14 protein-coding genes and 1 other RNA gene are annotated in these 15,748 nt (G+C 72.5%); 12 read left to right on the forward strand and 3 right to left on the reverse strand.

The window, feature by feature from the left end:
- Positions 1-7 precede the first annotated feature (7 nt).
- The 6 genes from IOD16_RS37910 (at position 8) to IOD16_RS37935 (ending at position 4,821) form a co-directional block, all read left to right on the forward strand.
- Positions 8-925, forward strand: coding sequence for an iron-siderophore ABC transporter substrate-binding protein (locus IOD16_RS37910; RefSeq protein WP_201438157.1), 918 nt, complete (start codon positions 8-10; stop codon positions 923-925).
- 46 nt (positions 926-971) lie between these two features.
- Positions 972-1,068, forward strand: an RNA gene (gene ffs, locus IOD16_RS37915) — signal recognition particle sRNA small type.
- A 30-nt stretch (positions 1,069-1,098) separates the two neighbouring features.
- Entirely contained in the window at positions 1,099-3,345 is a 2,247-nt protein-coding gene (locus IOD16_RS37920; protein WP_201438158.1) for a DNA polymerase III subunit gamma and tau, read from the forward strand.
- Positions 3,346-3,419: 74 nt separating this feature from the next.
- Positions 3,420-3,746 (forward strand): YbaB/EbfC family nucleoid-associated protein, encoded by a 327-nt coding sequence (locus IOD16_RS37925; protein ID WP_236594614.1) that lies wholly within the window; start codon positions 3,420-3,422, stop codon positions 3,744-3,746.
- Entirely contained in the window at positions 3,746-4,339 is a 594-nt protein-coding gene (gene recR, locus IOD16_RS37930; RefSeq protein ID WP_123744628.1) for a recombination mediator RecR, read from the forward strand. Before IOD16_RS37925 ends, recR begins: the two co-directional genes overlap by 1 nt.
- A complete protein-coding gene (locus IOD16_RS37935) occupies positions 4,336-4,821 on the forward strand; it encodes a uridine kinase family protein (RefSeq protein WP_201438159.1) in 486 nt (161 codons plus the stop codon). The genes recR and IOD16_RS37935 overlap by 4 nt, the downstream gene beginning before the upstream one ends.
- A 30-nt stretch (positions 4,822-4,851) precedes the next feature.
- On the opposite strand, the gene IOD16_RS37940 is transcribed toward IOD16_RS37935, so the two are convergent.
- The gene (locus IOD16_RS37940; RefSeq protein ID WP_123744626.1) at positions 4,852-8,112 is read right to left on the reverse strand and encodes an AfsR/SARP family transcriptional regulator; all 3,261 of its coding nucleotides are present in this window, start codon (positions 8,110-8,112) and stop codon (positions 4,852-4,854) included.
- Positions 8,113-8,342: 230 nt separating this feature from the next.
- Here IOD16_RS37940 and IOD16_RS37945 point away from each other — a divergent pair, with 230 nt between their 5' ends.
- From IOD16_RS37945 to IOD16_RS37965, 5 genes are all read left to right on the forward strand, one after another.
- A complete protein-coding gene (locus IOD16_RS37945) occupies positions 8,343-10,022 on the forward strand; it encodes an ABC transporter substrate-binding protein (protein WP_201438160.1) in 1,680 nt (559 codons plus the stop codon).
- A 71-nt stretch (positions 10,023-10,093) separates the two neighbouring features.
- A complete protein-coding gene (locus tag IOD16_RS37950) occupies positions 10,094-11,098 on the forward strand; it encodes an ABC transporter permease (RefSeq protein WP_123744624.1) in 1,005 nt (334 codons plus the stop codon).
- Positions 11,095-12,021, forward strand: coding sequence for an ABC transporter permease (locus IOD16_RS37955; RefSeq protein ID WP_123744623.1), 927 nt, complete (start codon positions 11,095-11,097; stop codon positions 12,019-12,021). The genes IOD16_RS37950 and IOD16_RS37955 overlap by 4 nt, the downstream gene beginning before the upstream one ends.
- Positions 12,022-12,027: 6 nt before the next feature.
- Entirely contained in the window at positions 12,028-13,026 is a 999-nt protein-coding gene (locus IOD16_RS37960; protein ID WP_123744622.1) for an ABC transporter ATP-binding protein, read from the forward strand.
- Positions 13,023-14,165, forward strand: a complete 1,143-nt coding sequence (locus IOD16_RS37965; RefSeq protein ID WP_201438161.1) for an ABC transporter ATP-binding protein — start codon at positions 13,023-13,025, stop codon at positions 14,163-14,165. The genes IOD16_RS37960 and IOD16_RS37965 overlap by 4 nt, the downstream gene beginning before the upstream one ends.
- Positions 14,166-14,208: 43 nt before the next feature.
- On the opposite strand, the gene IOD16_RS37970 is transcribed toward IOD16_RS37965, so the two are convergent.
- A complete protein-coding gene (locus tag IOD16_RS37970) occupies positions 14,209-14,910 on the reverse strand; it encodes an SDR family oxidoreductase (RefSeq protein ID WP_201438162.1) in 702 nt (233 codons plus the stop codon).
- Positions 14,911-14,991: 81 nt separating this feature from the next.
- On the opposite strand from IOD16_RS37970, the gene IOD16_RS37975 reads away from it, so the two are divergent.
- Positions 14,992-15,420 carry a winged helix-turn-helix transcriptional regulator gene (locus IOD16_RS37975; RefSeq protein WP_201438163.1) on the forward strand — a complete coding sequence of 143 codons (429 nt, stop codon included), beginning with the start codon at positions 14,992-14,994 and terminating at the stop codon, positions 15,418-15,420.
- On the opposite strand, the gene IOD16_RS37980 is transcribed toward IOD16_RS37975, so the two are convergent.
- A complete protein-coding gene (locus IOD16_RS37980) occupies positions 15,351-15,704 on the reverse strand; it encodes a hypothetical protein (RefSeq protein WP_201438164.1) in 354 nt (117 codons plus the stop codon). The two genes, IOD16_RS37975 and IOD16_RS37980, sit on opposite strands and share 70 nt — an antisense overlap.
- Positions 15,705-15,748: the final 44 nt, after the last annotated feature.

Raw genomic sequence — 15,748 nt, forward strand, 5'->3', positions numbered from 1 at the left:
TTGCCTAATGAAGCGTGGTCTTGTGGTCGCCCTGTCCGCCCTGCTCCTGGCCGCCTGCGGGGGAGGGGGCGGCGACGCCGCGCCGACCTCGTCGGGGGTCACGGTCGACACCCGGTTCGGGCCCGTGACGATCGAGGAGCCGCCGACCCGGGTCGTGGCGCTGGGCTGGTCGGACGCCGAGACCGCCCTCGCGCTCGGCGTGCAGCCGGTCGGGGCGAGCGACTGGCTGGCGTTCGGCGGCAAGGGCGTCGGGCCGTGGGCCGAAGGGCTCTACCAGCAGGCGCCGACGCTGCTGGGCACCACCGAGATCGACTACGAGGCCGTCGCCGCGCTCCAGCCCGACCTCATCCTCAACACCCGGTCGGACAACGACGAGAAGAAGCACGAGACGCTGTCCAAGATCGCGCCCACGATCGGCGCGCCGAAGGACGTCATCCCGTACGGCACGTCGTGGCGGCAGCAGGTCGAGCTGGTCGCGAAGGCCCTGGGCAAGGTGTCCGAGGGCGAGGAGGTCGTCGCCGCCCTCGACGCCAAGTTCGCCGCGAACGAGAAGTTCGACGGCAGGACCGCCGTGGTCGGCGCGTACTTCGACGGCAAGTTCGGCGCCTACGTCTCCGGCGACCCGCGCGCGGACTTCCTCAAGGCCCTCGGCTTCACGCTCCGCGAGGACGTCGAGGCCCTCGCCTCCGGCTCGTTCTACGTCGACATCTCCACCGAGCGGCTGGACCTGCTGACCGCCGACCTGAGCGTGCTGTTCCCCATCGGCGGCGACGCGACCGCGCTCAAGGCCAACCCGCTGGTGCCGGAGAAGGCGTTGATCCTGGAGGACGAGGCCCTGGTCAACGCCTTCTCCAGCGGTTCGGCGCTCGGCACGGCCTACGCGCTGGACCACGCCGTGCCGCTGTTCACGACCGCGCTGGGCTAGCGGAACCAGCCGTCGGCGACGCCCTGAGGGCGACCGGCTACACTGGTCTCGGACCTCGTGCGGCACACATCTCGCGAACCTCCCCAGGGCCGGAAGGCAGCAAGGATAAGCGGGCTCTGGTGGGTGCACGGGGTCCCCTTTCTTTGTCGGACCCTCCCGGTAAGGTCCCCGACGTGGCGCTCGCCCTCTACCGCAAGTACCGTCCGGCGACCTTCGGCGAGGTCGTCGGCCAGGAGCACGTCACCGAACCGCTGCGCACCGCCCTGGCGGCCGGTCGGGTCAACCACGCGTACCTGTTCTCCGGGCCGCGCGGGTGTGGCAAGACGTCCAGCGCCCGGATCATGGCGCGCTCGCTGAACTGCGTGCAGGGCCCGACACCCGACCCGTGCGGCGAGTGCAACTCGTGCGTGGGCCTGGCGCCCAACGGTCCGGGCAGCGTGGACGTGGTCGAGCTGGACGCGGCCAGCCACGGCGGTGTGGACGACGCGCGCGAGCTGCGGGACAAGGCGTTCTACGCGCCGGCCGAGTCGCGGTACCGGGTGTTCATCATCGACGAGGCGCACATGGTCACCACGCAGGGCTTCAACGCCCTGCTGAAGATCGTGGAGGAGCCGCCCGAGCACCTGATCTTCATCTTCGCCACCACCGAGCCGGACAAGGTGCTGCCCACCATCCGCTCGCGCACGCACCACTACCCGTTCCGGCTGATCCCGCCGAGCTCGATGCGGGCGCTGCTGGAGCGCAACTGCGCGGCCGAGGGCGTGACCGTCGACCCGTCGGTGTTCCCGCTGGTGATCCGCGCGGGCGGTGGGTCGGCGCGGGACACGCAGTCGGTGATGGACCAGCTGCTGTCCGGCGCGGGCCCCCAAGGGGTGCGCTACGACCGGGCGATCTCGCTGCTCGGCGTGACCGACGTGGCGTTGATCGACGACGTGGTGGACGGCCTGGCGAACGGCGACGGCTCGGCGGTGTTCGGCACCGTCGACCGCCTGGTCGAGGCCGGGCACGACCCGCGCCGGTTCGCGTCCGACCTGCTCGACCGGCTGCGCGACCTGGTGCTGCTGCACGCCGTGCCGGACGCGGCGGCCCGCGGCCTGGTGTCCGCGCCGGACGACGAGCTGGCCAAGATGGTCGCGCAGCGCGACGCGACCCGGCCCGCGACGATCACCCGCTGGGCGGAGATCCTGCACCAGGGGCTGACCGAGATGCGCGGCTCGACCGCGCCCCGCCTGCTGCTCGAACTCGTGACGGCGCGGATGCTCCTGCCGTCCGTCGGCGACCTCGAGTCCGGTCTGCTGCAACGCGTAGAACAGCTGGAACGCCACGGCCCGCCGGTCGGCGGCGCCCCGGCGGGTCCCGCGGAGACCCGCTTCCAGCGCCCGTCGCAGCGCGCCGCCGAACCCGCCGCGCCGCCGGCCCAGGCCGCGCCGGCCGCCCAAGCCGCGCCGGCCGTCAAGCCCGTCGACCCAGCGCCCCAGACCGCGGCTCCGGACACCGCACCGCCGACCGCACCCCCGGCCCCCGCGGCGCAGGCCGCGCCTCCCGGACCGCCGACCCCGCCGGTGCTGCGGTCGGCGGCGATGAGGTCCGCGGGCGCGGCCGAGAGCACGCCGGTCCCGGCGAGTCCCGCGCCCGGCCTGCCCGCGCCGTCGGTGCTGCGCTCGGCCGCGATGAGGTCCGCCGCCGGTGACCCGGGTGCCGCCGACAGCACGCCCGCCGCACCGGACGTGGACCAGCGTGCCGCCGTGCCGCCGCACGCCGCCGTCCCGGACGTTCCGCAGGTCGCCGACCTGGCCGTCCCGCCTGCCGCAGGCCCGCCGGCCACCCCGGTCGCACGGGGCGGTGTCGACGCGGTCGAGGTGCGTCGGCGCTGGTCGGAGCTGTTGGGCGTGGTCCGCGGCACGAGCCGGAGCACCGAGGCGATGCTCACCAACGCCACGGTCGCCGACGTCGACGGCACCACGGTCACCCTCACCCACACCTCCGCCCCGCTCGCCCGCCGGCTCGCCGAGCCGCGCAACGCCGACGCCATCGCCGCCGCGTTCGCGCAGGTCCTCGGCGGCACGTGGCAGGTGCGGTGCGTGCACGGCGACGCGGCCGCGGCGCCCGCCCGGCAGGCGGCGCAGAAGCCGCAGCGCCCCGCGGTGACCAGGCCGAGCCAGGCCCAGCAGCCCGGCCAGAACCGGCAGCCCGAGCCGTCGCGCCCGGCGGCGTCCGGCCGGCCCCCGGTCGACGACGTGCCGCCGCCCCCCGAGCCGCCGGAGCCCGATGAGCCCCTCCCGCCGGAGCCGGTGGACGAAGAGGAGATGATGGCCGAGGCGGCCCTCCCCGGCGACGCGGACGACCAGCGGCTCGACCCGGAGGCCGTGGTGCTCAAGCTCCTCGCCGACGAGCTTGGCGCTCGGCCGTTGAAGGGCTGATCGACGCGACTACGCTGGTGAACGGCGGCAGACCCCGAAGAGAGGAACCCGCGGTGCAACCCGGTGGGCCCAACATGCAGCAAATCCTCCAGCAGGCGCAGAAGATGCAGCAGCAGCTCGCGGAAGCCCAGCAGGAGCTGGCCGAGGCCGAGGTCACCGGCACCGCCGGCGGCGGTCTGGTCACCGCCGTCGTCTCCGGTGGCGGCGAGCTCAAGAGCCTGACCATCGACCCGAAGGCGGTCGACCCGGACGACGTCGAGACGCTGTCGGACCTGGTCGTCGCCGCCGTGCGCGACGCCAACCGCGCCGCGCAGGAGCTGGCGGCCCAGAAGATGGGCCCGCTGGCCAGCGGCATGGGCGGCATGGACGACCTCGGTGGTCTCGGGAAGCTGTTCGGCTGATGTACGAAGGGCCCGTCCAGGACTTGATCGACGAGCTCGGCAGGCTGCCGGGCGTCGGTCCGAAGAGCGCGCAGCGCATCGCCTTCCACCTGCTCGCCGCGGACCCGGCCGACATCGGCCGGCTCCAGGACGCGTTGCAGAAGGTCAAGGACGGCGTGGTGTTCTGCGACGTGTGCGGCAACGTCTCGGCCGAGGCGACCTGCCGCATCTGTCGCGACCCGCGCCGCGACCTGACCCTGATCTGCGTGGTGGAGGAGCCGAAGGACGTGCTGGCGGTCGAGCGGACCCGCGAGTTCAAGGGCCGCTACCACGTCCTGGGCGGCGCGCTCGACCCGTTGTCGGGTGTCGGGCCGGACCAGCTGCGGATCAGGCAGCTGCTCACCCGGATCGGCACGGACGTGTCGGAGATCATCATCGCCACGGACCCGAACACGGAGGGCGAGGCGACCGCGACGTACCTGGTGCGGATGCTGCGCGACTTCCCGGGCCTCACCGTCACCAGGCTCGCGTCCGGCCTGCCGATGGGCGGCGACCTGGAGTTCGCCGACGAGCTCACCCTCGGCCGGGCGCTGTCCGGCCGGCGCAGCATGTGAGGCTCGTCGCGGTGGACGGGCCCTCGGGCTCGGGCAAGTCGACGTTCGCGGCGCGCCTGGCGGTGGAGCTGGGCGCGACCGTGGTGCCGACCGACCACTTCGCCACCTGGACCGACCCGGTGTCGTGGTGGCCGCGCCTGGTCGCCGACGTCCTCGACCCGCTGCGGCACGGCCGCGAGGCCCGCTACCGGCGCGTGGAGTGGCCGGGCGGTGTGCCGCGCCTCGGCGACGAGGTGCACGTGCCGGTGCCGGACGTGCTGGTCGTCGAGGGCGTGTCGGCGGCCCGGCGGTCGATCGCGCCGCACCTGGACGAGGCGATCTGGGTCGAGGTGCCGGACGCGGAGGAGCGGCTGCGCCGGGCCGTCGGGCGGGACGGGGAGGCGAGCCGCGCGCACCTGCGGCGCTGGCAGGCGTTCGAGCGGGGCTGGTTCGCGGTGGACGGCACGAGGGCCCGCGCCGACCGGATCGTGACGCCCGACTGAGCGGCGCCGGGCCGGCCGACGCCCGCCGGGTCACGCGTCGAGCGACGCCCGCACCACGTCCGCGTCCGGCGACCCGACGGCGGTGAACCACTCCAGCGCCGTCCGCCAGTGCCGGCGCGCCTCGGCGTCGTGGCCGGTGGCGGCCAGGACGTCGCCGGCCAGGTGCGAGGCCCGCGAGTGCACGCACCGCTGGCCCGTGGCGGCGCTCAGCTCCAGGCACCGCCGCGCCAGGTCGAGCGCCTGCGCCGCGTCGCCCTGGTCGAACCTGATCCGCCCGAGCACGGCCAGCACGTCCACCTCGGCGATCCGCAGCCGGTAGCGGACCGCGCTGTCCAGCGCCTGGCTCGCCGAGTAGCGCGCCTCGTCCAGCCTGCCCGCCGCGCGGTGGGTCAGCGCCAGGCTGCGCCGGGCCGCGCAGATGCCCAACGGGTAGCCGGTCTCCTCGGCGATCCGCAGCGCCTCCGTCGTGCGCTCGACCGCTTCGTCGAGCCGGCCCAGCCCGCACAACGCCTCGCCCCAGGCGTTCTTCGCGTCGCACAGCCCTTTCAGGTTGCCCAGCTCCTCCGCGATGCCGACCGCCCGCCCGGCCTCGCGCGCGGCGTCGGCCCAGCGGCCCCGCATCACGTGCGCCAACGCCAGGCCCTCGTGGGAGAAGTGCGCGAACCGGCGCGCGCCGGCCCGTTCGTACAGCTCACCGCACTTCTCGTACAGCTCGGCGGCCCGGTGCGGCCGGCCCAGGAACAGGTGCGCCTCGGCCAGCGCCCGGTGGCTGTCGGCCTGCGTCATCCACGCGCCGAGCCGGTTGCCGACGTCCAGCGCGCCCTCGAACGACGACACGGCCCGGTCCAGCTGCCCGAGCTGCATGTAGACGCCGCCGAGGTTGAGCTGGGCGATGCCCTCCTGCTGCAACGCGCCGATCGCCCGGGTGATCACCAGGGCCCGCTCCAGGTGCTCCGCGGCCTGCTCCAGCTCGCCCACCTCGATGTAGACGGTGCCCAGGTTGGACAGCACGGCCGCCTCGACCGCGGGCGCGGCCCCAGTGCGCTGCTGGATCGGGATCGCCCGCCGGAAGTAGTCGACGGCCACCAGGTGCTGCCCGATCGCCCAGTGCAGCGTGCCCAGCGACGACAGCATCGCCACCTCGCCGACCGCGTCCTGGGAGCCCTGCGCGACCGCGAGCCCCGCCTTGGCCGTCGCGAGCCACTCGGCCGGTAGCCCGATCGTGTAGAAGTACCGGCGCAGCGCGTCGGCCAGCTGCCAGACGTCGCGGTCGGGCTGCCGGTCGGCGGCGTGCACGACGAGCCCGACCAGGTTGCCGCGCTCGGCGTCCAGCCAGGCCAGGGCCTCGGCCGAGGTGGTGAACAGGCGCGGTGTCACGCCCGCCACGACGTCGGTGCGCGGCAGCCGCAGCAACGTGCTCTTGAACGCGTCCGTGGCGTTGTCCACCGACCGGATCGACCAGTCCAGCAGCCGCCGCGACGCCTGCGCGCTCTCCGCCGGGTCGTCCTCGATGCCGCGCCGCTCGGTCGCGTAGTCCCGCAGCAGGTCGTGGAACTGGTAGCGGCCGGGCGCGTGGTTGTCCACGAGGTTCGCCGTGGCCAGCCGGTCGAGCCGCCGCCGCGCGTCCTGCGTGGTCAGCCCGCCCAACGCGGCCGCCACGTCCGGCGTGATGTCGCCCGGCGCCAGCGACAGCAGCCGGAACAGCGACGCCAGCTCCGGCTTCAACGCCGTGTACGACAGGTCGAACGCCGCGTGCACGGCGGCCCGCTCGTCACCTTCCACGGCCAGCGCCGCGAGCCGGTTGCCGGCCCGCAGCTCCTCCACGTAGGACGCGATGGTGATCTCCGGCCGGGACAGCAGGTTGGCCGCCGCGATCCGCAGCGCCAGCGGCAGGTGCGCGCACAGCTCGGCCAGCTCGTCGGCCGCATCGGACTGCGCCGCCACCACCTCGTCGCCGAGCATCCCGGCGAGCAGCGCCCGCGTCTCGGACCGGTCGAGCACGTCGAGCCGCACGTTGGACGCGGCGTGGCTGACCGCCAGCCCGCGCAGGGTGTCGCGGCTGGTCACGAGCACCGCGCACCCCGGCGAGCCGGGCAGCAGCGGTCGGATCTGCTCGGCGTTGGCCGCGTTGTCCAGCACCAGCAGCACCTGCTGGTCGGTCAGCCGCGACCGGAACATCGCCTCCTGCTCGTCCTGGTCCAGCGGCACGGACTCCGGCGGCACGCCCTGCGCCCGCAGGAACCGCGGCAGCACGTCCACCGCGCTCAGCGGCGGCCCCTGGGCGTAGCCGCGCAGGTTGACGTACAGCTGGCCGTCGGGGAAGAAGTGCCTCATCTTGTGCGCCGCGTGCACGGCCAGCGCCGTCTTGCCGACGCCGGGCGGCCCGGCCAGCGTGACGACCGGCACGCCCTGCGCGGTCCGCAGCAGCGCCTCGATCAGCTGAACGGCCTGCTCGCGGCCCACGAAGTCGCCGATGTCGGCGGGCAGCTGCGAGGGCACCACCCGGTCGCGCCGCGCGGCGGGCGCGCTCTGCCCCAGGTCGAGCGCCGGCGAGCCGCCGAGCACCTGCTGGTGCACGCGGCGCAGCTCGTCGCCGGGGTCGATGCCGAGCTGCTCGGCCAGCAGCCCGCCGACCCGCCGGTACGCGCCGAGCGCGTCGGCCTGCCGCCCGGACCGGTACAGCGCGATCATCAGCTGCGCCCACAGCCGCTCGCGCAGCGGGTGCTCGCTGGTCAGCCGGGACAGCTCGGGGATCAGCCGGTCGTGCCGGCCCAGTTCGAGGTCGACCTCGACCCGGCGCTCCTCCACGTGCAGCCGCCGTTCGCCCAGGCGGGGCACCTCGTCGCGGTGCAGCACCTCCGACGGCACGTCGACCATCGCGGGCCCGCGCCACAGCGCCAGCGCGGCGGTGAAGATCGCCGACGCCGACTCGAGCCTGCCCGCGGCCCGCTCGCGCTCGCCCTCCTCGACGAGCTGCTCGAACCGCATCACGTCGATGGTGCGCTCGTCGACGTCGATCAGGTAGCCGTCGGGCACGGTCCGGATGGGCACCGCCGGTCCGAGCACCTGCCGAAGCCGCATCACGTAGGTCTGCAACGTGCCGCGCGCCCGCGCGGGAGGATCGGCGCCCCAGATGTGCTCCGCCAGCTCGTCCACCGAGACGCCGGCGCCGGCGCGCATGAGAAGAGACACAAGCAGCGCCCGCTGACGGCCCGCCCGCACCACGACCTGCTCGCCGTCGACCAGCACCTGCAACGGGCCGAGGACGCGGAACTCGACCACGGGGCTCACCAGCGACCTCCTTCCGCGCGTGTGCGGTTTCTGTTGTCCGTTGTACAGCGTAAGAGGGCGTTCGCCGGATCCGCCGTGGTCACGTTGGGTCAGCGAAGGTGTGCGAGACGTGTGTTAATGCTGATTCACGTGGCCGGATCGTGACCTCGGACGAGTCGGAAGGGTTGTGGTGACCGGTTAGGGTCCGTGACCACACCGTGAGATCCCGGATTTCCCTAGGGGTGTGTCAAATGCTTCAATCTCGAACGGCCCGGCGCCGATGGTTGGCCGCGATCGGCCTGACCGGCGTCGCGGCACTGGCACTGTCGGCCTGTGCCCAATCCGAGCGCGGCGACGACTCGGGGTCCGGCAAGGTCGGCGGCACGATGGTCTTCGGCGCCGCGGGCGAGCCGAAGAACTTCGACCCGATCTTCAACGACGACGGTGAGAGCTTCCGGCCCATCCGCCAGATGTTCGACACGCTGGTCACCTACAAGCGGGGCACCGCCGACCTCGCGCCGGGTCTCGCGGAGAAGTGGACGCCGAGCGAAGACGGCAAGTCCTGGACGTTCGACCTGCGCAAGGGCGTCAAGTTCCACGACGGCACGCCGTTCGACGCCGCGGCCGTCTGCTTCAACATGGACCGCTGGTTCAACATGAAGGGCGCGGGCGCCCAGAGCCAGATGATCTACTACGGCGACGTGTTCGAGGGCTTCGCCAAGAACGAGGGCGACGCGGCCGGCGACCCGGTCTACAAGTCGTGCGAGGTCAAGGACGAGCACACCGCCGTGCTGAACCTCAACAAGTACAAGGGCGCCTTCCCGGCCGCCTTCGGTTTGACCGCGCTGTCCATCTCCAGCCCCGAGGCGCTGAAGAAGTACGACGCGGACAACGTCGTGCAGTCCGGCGACTCGTTCACCTATCCGGCTTACGCGACCGAGCACCCGACCGGTACCGGCGCGTTCAAGCTGGAGAAGTTCGACAAGGCCAACAAGACGATCACCCTGGTCCGCAACGACGACTACTGGGGCGAGAAGGCCAAGCTCGACAAGCTGATCTTCAAGATCATCCCGGATGAGAACGCGCGCAAGCAGGAGCTCAAGGCCGGCACGATCGACGGCTACGACTTCCCGAGCCCGGCGGACTACAACTCGCTGAAGACCGACGGCTTCAACGTCACGCCGCGGCCCGCGTTCAACATCCTGTACCTGGGCCTCAACGGCGCGAACAACCCGGCGCTGAAGGACCTGCGGGTCCGCCAGGCCATCGCCTACGCGGTGAACCGCGACCAGCTGGTCAAGACCAAGCTGCCGCTGGGCGCCGAGGTGGCGACGCAGTTCATGCCGAAGACCGTGGCCGGCTACGCCGACGACGTGCAGCAGTACCCGTACGACCTGGCCAAGGCCAAGGACCTGCTCGCGCAGGCCGGCGCGTCGAACCTGAGCCTCAAGTTCTACGTGCCCACCGAGGTCAGCCGGCCGTACATGCCGAACCCGTCCGAGATCGCGGCGGTCATCGCCGACGACCTGAAGGCCGCGGGCATCACCGCCGAGATCGTGTCCCGCCCGTGGAACGGCGGGTACAAGGACGACGTGCAGAAGCTCGGCAAGCACGACATGCACCTGCTCGGCTGGACCGGCGACTACAACGACGCCGGCAACTTCGTGGGCACCTTCTTCGGTCGTGAGAAGAAGGAGTTCGGCTTCGGCGACCAGGCGATGTTCGACGCCATCGCCGCCGCCGACGGCGTGGTCGACCAGACCAAGCACGCGGACGCCTACAAGCAGGTGAGCCGCGACATCATGAGCAAGTACCTGCCCGCGATCCCGGTGTCCCACTCGCCGCCGGCGATCGTGGTCAGCAGCAAGATCTCGGGCCTCGTCCCCAGCCCGCTGACCGACGAGCGCTTCGACACGGTGAGCAAGGGCTGAGCCGAACGGTGGGCGGGTGGTGGCGTCCGTGACCCGGGCGTCACCACCCGTGCTGTCCAGAGGGTTTCCACATGCTGCGATTCATAGTCCGTCGCCTGCTCCAGGCGATCCCCACACTGCTGATCCTGTCGCTGCTGGTCTTCGTCTGGCTGCGGTCGCTGCCCGGCGGCCCGGCCGGGGCGCTGCTCGGCGACAAGGCGACCCCGGAGAAGATCGAGGCGCTCAACAAGGTCCTCGGCCTCGACCAGCCGATCTTCATCCAGTACTTCAAGTTCCTGGGCCGCATCCTCAGCGGTGACTTCGGCAGCTCGTTGATCAGCGGCGAGCCGGTGGTGGCCGAGATCGGCCGCGCGCTGCCCGCCACCATCGAGCTCGGCCTGGCCGCGCTGCTGTTCGCCATCGTGCTGGGCATCCCGCTCGGCTACCTGGCGGCCAGCTACCGGGGGCGGTTCCTGGACAACGCCACGGTCATCGGCACGCTGGTCGGCGTCGCCGTGCCCGTGTTCTTCCTCGGCATCCTGCTCAAGCAGCTGTTCGCGCAGGACCTGGCGCTGTTCCCGCCGTCGGGCAGGCAGGACGTCACCATCGACCCGACGCACGTGACGAACTTCGCCGTGCTCGACGGGCTGCTGACCCAGGAGTGGGACGTCGCGGCCGACGCGCTGTGGCACCTCGTGCTGCCCGCGATCGCGCTGGGCACCATCCCGCTCGCGGTCATCGTGCGGATCACCCGCGCCTCGGTGCTCGACGTGCTCAACGAGGACTTCGTCCGCACGGCCAACGCCAAGGGCCTGCAGGCGACGCTCGTCCGCCGCCGGCACGTGCTGCGCAACGCGATGCTGCCGGTGTCCACCACGATCGGTCTCCAGACCGGCCTGCTGCTGGGTGGCGCGGTGCTCACCGAGCGGGTGTTCGTGTGGGGCGGGCTGGGATCGTTGCTGGCCCAGGGGATCGAGCGCCGGGACTACCCGCGCCTGCAGGCGCTGCTGCTGCTCGCGGCGGTGGTCTACGTGCTCGTCAACCTGCTGGTCGACATCTCCTACGCGATCATCGACCCGAGGGTGCGGGCATCATGACCAGTCTCCTCAAGCGCAAGCGGCAGCGGGTGGACGCGCTGGCCGAGTCGGCGGGCACGAGCCTCGCCGCCGACGCGGTCCGGCGGATGCTCCGCAGCCCGGTCGCCCTGCTGGGCGCGTTCCTCGTGCTCCTGTTCGTGGTGCTGGCGATCATCGCGCCGTTCATCGCGCCGAAGGACCCCTACCACCGCTACCCGGAGCTGCTGGAGGACCTGCGGCCGGACCACATCCCGGGCGCGCTGCCCGGGTTCGTGCTCGGCGGCGACGAGCTGGGCCGCGACTTCTTCAGCCGGCTGCTCGTCGGCGCGCAGCAGTCGCTGGTCGTCGGCGTCGGCGCCACGTTGATCGGTCTGGTCCTCGGCATGCTCATCGGCGGCGCGGCCGGCGCGTTCGGCGGCTGGGTGGACAGCTGGCTGATGCGGTTCACCGACATCATGCTGTCGATCCCGAGCCTGCTGCTGGCCATCTCGATCGCGGCGCTGGCGAGCCGGGGCAGCCAGACCACGGTGATCATCGCGGTCGCGGTGACCACCGTGCCGATCTTCGCCCGGCTGCTGCGCGGCGCCATGCTCGCGCAACGGCACAGCGACCACGTGCTCGCCGCGACGGCCCTGGGCGTGCGGCGGCGGACCGTCGTGTTCCGGCACATGCTGCCGAACTCGCTGGGCCCGGTCATCGTGCAGTCGACGCTGACCCTGGCGACGGCGATCATCGAGGCGGCGTCGCTGTCGTTCCTCGGCCTCGGCGACCCGGACCCGTCCCGCGCCGAGTGGGGCCTGATGCTCGGCAACTCGCAGCGCTACATCGACGTCAAGCCGGAGCTGGCGTTCTACCCGGCCATCGCCATCATCATCGTCGCGCTGGGCTTCACGCTGCTCGGCGAGTCGTTGCGCGAGGCGCTCGACCCGAAGAACCGGAGGTGAACCGCGATGGCGTTGCTCGAAGTGCGTGATCTGCGGGTGGTCTTCCAGCGCAAGGGCACCGAGCCCTTCACCGCCGTGGACGGCGTCTCCTTCGACGTCGACCCCGGCCAGACGGTCGGCCTGGTCGGCGAGTCCGGCTGCGGCAAGTCCGTGACGTCGTTGGCGATCATGGGCCTGCTGCCCTCGCGGGGCAACAAGGTCACCGGCTCGGTCCGGTTCGAGGGCACCGACCTGCTCACCCTGAACGACAGGGAGATGCGCAACCGGCGCGGCCGCGACCTGGGCATGGTGTTCCAGGACCCGCTGTCGTCGCTCAACCCGGTGATCCCGATCGGGTTGCAGGTCACCGAGGTGCTGGAACGGCACCGCGGCATGTCCCGCAAGGCGGCGATGGTGGAGGCGGCCGACCTGCTGGGCCGGGTCGGCATCCCCGACCCGCAGCGCAGGCTGAGCGAGTACCCCCACCAGCTGTCCGGCGGCATGCGGCAGCGCGCGCTGATCGCGATCGCGCTGGCGTGCCGGCCCCGGCTGCTCATCGCCGACGAGCCGACCACGGCGCTGGACGTGACGATCCAGGCGCAGATCCTCGCCCTGCTCAAGGAGCTGGTGCGGGACATGGGCACGGCGCTGATCATGATCACGCACGACCTGGGCGTCGTGGCGGGGCTGTGCGACGAGGTCAACGTGCTCTACGGCGGCCGGGTCGTGGAGAAGGCGGCGCGGTACCCGCTGTTCGCCGAGCCGCGGCACCCGTACACGCACGGCCTGCTGGCGTCGATCCCGAGGCTCGACGGCGCGCGTGGCGAGAAGCTGGTCCCCATCAAGGGCTCGGTCGCCGACAACATCCCGTGGGACCACGGGTGCGCGTTCGCCCCCCGTTGTCCCAACGCGCTGGCGGTGTGCCGCGAGGTCACGCCCGAGCTGGAGGCCGGTGACGTGCGGTCGCTGCGCTGCCACAACCCGGTGCTGCCCGGAACGCCCGCCGCCCAGGAGGTGCCCGCATGACCGCCGCTGTCGAACCGGCCGCCGCCGACGCCCCCGCGGGCGACACCCTGGTGTCGGTCGAGGGCCTGAAGATCCACTTCCCGATCAAGCGGGGCCTGCTGGTCGACCGCACGGTCGGCCACGTGTACGCGGTCGACGGCGTGGACCTGCGGATCAACCGCGGTGAGACCTACGGCCTGGTCGGCGAGTCCGGCTGCGGCAAGTCGACGCTGGGTCGCGGGATGCTGCGGCTGGTCGAGCCGACGGACGGCCGCGTGCTGTTCGACGGCACGGACCTGGTCGGGCTCAAGGGCGAGGAACTGCGCCGGATGCGCCGCCGGATGCAGATGGTGTTCCAGGACCCCATGTCGTCCCTGGACCCCCGGCAGTCGGTGGAGTCGCTGCTGGTCGAGGGCCTGCGGGCGCACGGCCTGGACAAGGGCCGCGAGGAGACGGGCAAGCGCTTGCGCGGGCTGCTGACGGCGGTCGGGCTGCCGTCCACGTCGCTGCGCAAGTACCCGCACGAGTTCTCCGGCGGCCAGCGGCAGCGCATCGGCATCGCGCGGGCGCTGGCGGTCGAGCCGGACCTGATCATCGCCGACGAGCCGGTGTCCGCGCTCGACGTGTCGGTGCAGGCGCAGGTGGTCAACCTGCTGGAGGACCTGCAGGAGGAGTTCGGCCTCACCTACCTGGTGATCGCGCACGACCTCGCCGTGGTGCGGCACATCTCCGACCGGGTCGGCGTGATGTACCTGGGCGGCCTGGTGGAGGAGGCGACCTCGGACGACCTCTACGCCGAGCCGCTGCACCCGTACACCAAGGCTCTGCTGTCGGCGATCCCCGTGCCGGACCCGGTGGTGGAGGACGAGCGGGAGCGGATCCTGCTCACCGGCGACCTGCCGTCGCCCGCCAACCCGCCGACGGGCTGCCGCTTCCACACGCGCTGCCCGTGGAAGCAGGCGACCCGGTGCGACACCGAGCGGCCCGCGCTGCGCGAGGTGCTGCCGGGGCACAAGGTGGCGTGCCACTGGGCGGAGGACATCCGGTCGGGCCGCATCCGGCCGCACGAGGTCGAGGCCGTGCTGGTGGAGGAGGGCGGCATCTCGCCGGACATCCCCCTGGTCGGGCCCGCCTCGATGACGGAGGCGCTGAACCCGTGAGCCGCGGGTCCGGGGGCGTCGGGCGACGCCCCCGGACCGGTGCTCAGACCACGTTCGGGTAGAGGGTGCGCGGGTCGGCGGACATCGCGGCCTTCAGGTCCACGACGCTCTGGTCGGCCAGCACCTCGACGAGGTCGGCTTCGACCCCGTCCAGGGCGGCGCGCACGACGTCCGCCGGGTCGTTCTTCGGCACGTCCAGCCCGGCGGTCATGTCGGTGTCCGTCGGGCCCAGCATCAGGCCGGTGACGAGCGTGCCCTGGGCCGCGAGCTCCACCCGGGCGCCGTTGGTGAGGCTCCACTGCGCCGCCTTGGCCGCGCTGTAGGCGGTGGCGAAGTCCCAGGACACCCAGGACATCGCCGACAGCACGTTCAAGACCGCGCCGCCTCCGTTGGCCGCGAGGACCGGCGCGAACGCCCGGATCATCTCCAACGGGCCGTAGAAGTGCGTTTCCATCTCCAGCCGGATCGCGGCCGGGTCTCCGGTGACCAGGTTCGCACCGGTGATGATGCCCGCGTTGTTGACCAGCAGGGTGACGTCGCGGGCGGCGTCGGCCGCGGCGGCGACGGCGGCCGGGTCGGTGATGTCCAGCGTCAGGACCTCGACGCCCGGCAGGTCGATCGAGCCGGCGTCGCGCGCGGTGGCGTAGACCTTCGCCGCGCCGCGCTCCAGTAACTGCCGCGCGAAGTGGCGGCCGAGGCCGCGGTTGGCCCCCGTGACCAGGGCTACCGAGTTGGCGATCTTCATGGAGGGTTCTCCCAGGGGTGAGTTGGCAATTCCAACCTAGACTGGCTGGATTGGAATGCACAACCGAGCCATACTGTGGCCGTGACGCCACCGGACGGGAACTGCTCCTTGGTCAAGGCGGTGGACCTCGTCGGTGAGCGCTGGACGTTCCTCGTCCTGTGCGAGGCCCTCGCCGGCGCGACCCGCTTCTCGGAGTTCCGCGCACGTCTGGGCATCGCCTCGGACGTGCTCGCGGCCCGGCTCGCGAAACTGGTCGACAGCGGCCTGCTGGCCAGGCAGACCTACCGGGAGCCGGGGCAGCGCCCGCGTGACGGCTACTGCCTCACCGACGCGGGCCGGAAGATGAACGTCGTGCTGAGCGCGTTGCAGGAGTGGGGTGGCGCGCACCTGTCGGAGACCGCGCCCACGGTCGCCTACCGCACCGGCGACGGACGGCCGGTTCAGGTGCGGTTCGTGGACGGCGAGGGCGCGGTGGTGCCGTCCGGCGACGTTCGCTCGGAGCGCGTCTGACGGCTCGCGGGCCGGTAGAGCAGCCGCACGACCGCGAGGCAGACGGCCTGGCCGCCCAGCGCGATCAGGGCGTGCACGAGCCACGCGCCGGCGAGCGCGGGTCCGCCCCACGCGTTCGCGAGGCCGGGGTCGGCGGTGAACGGGTGCCCGATCGCGCCGATCGTGTCCGGCCAGAACGGGTAGAACCAGCCGCGCGCCGCCAGGTGGAGGGCGAGCAGCGCGGGGATCGCGGCCACCAGGGCGCGGACGACGCCGGGCCTCGGGTGGATGCCGAATGTCCTCATCGCGCGAACGCTAAGCGCGGCGCGGACGCGGGTCGTCACCCCGC

The organism is Saccharothrix sp. 6-C (assembly GCF_016695385.1).
Classification (GTDB): Bacteria; Actinomycetota; Actinomycetes; order Mycobacteriales; family Pseudonocardiaceae; genus Actinosynnema; species Actinosynnema texasense.

Excerpts from the sequence above, each read along its gene's own strand:
- IOD16_RS37910 (WP_201438157.1), top strand. The coding sequence starts at position 8 with ATGAAGCGTGGTCTTGTGGTCGCCCTGTCCGCCCTGCTCCTGGCCGCC.
- IOD16_RS37925 (WP_236594614.1), top strand. The coding sequence starts at position 3,420 with ATGCAGCAAATCCTCCAGCAGGCGCAGAAGATGCAGCAGCAGCTCGCG.
- recR (WP_123744628.1), top strand. The coding sequence starts at position 3,746 with ATGTACGAAGGGCCCGTCCAGGACTTGATCGACGAGCTCGGCAGGCTG.
- IOD16_RS37945 (WP_201438160.1), top strand. The coding sequence starts at position 8,343 with ATGCTTCAATCTCGAACGGCCCGGCGCCGATGGTTGGCCGCGATCGGC.
- IOD16_RS37950 (WP_123744624.1), top strand. The coding sequence starts at position 10,094 with ATGCTGCGATTCATAGTCCGTCGCCTGCTCCAGGCGATCCCCACACTG.
- IOD16_RS37955 (WP_123744623.1), top strand. The coding sequence starts at position 11,095 with ATGACCAGTCTCCTCAAGCGCAAGCGGCAGCGGGTGGACGCGCTGGCC.
- IOD16_RS37960 (WP_123744622.1), top strand. The coding sequence starts at position 12,028 with ATGGCGTTGCTCGAAGTGCGTGATCTGCGGGTGGTCTTCCAGCGCAAG.
- IOD16_RS37965 (WP_201438161.1), top strand. The coding sequence starts at position 13,023 with ATGACCGCCGCTGTCGAACCGGCCGCCGCCGACGCCCCCGCGGGCGAC.
- IOD16_RS37970 (WP_201438162.1), bottom strand. The coding sequence starts at position 14,910 with ATGAAGATCGCCAACTCGGTAGCCCTGGTCACGGGGGCCAACCGCGGC.
- IOD16_RS37980 (WP_201438164.1), bottom strand. The coding sequence starts at position 15,704 with ATGAGGACATTCGGCATCCACCCGAGGCCCGGCGTCGTCCGCGCCCTG.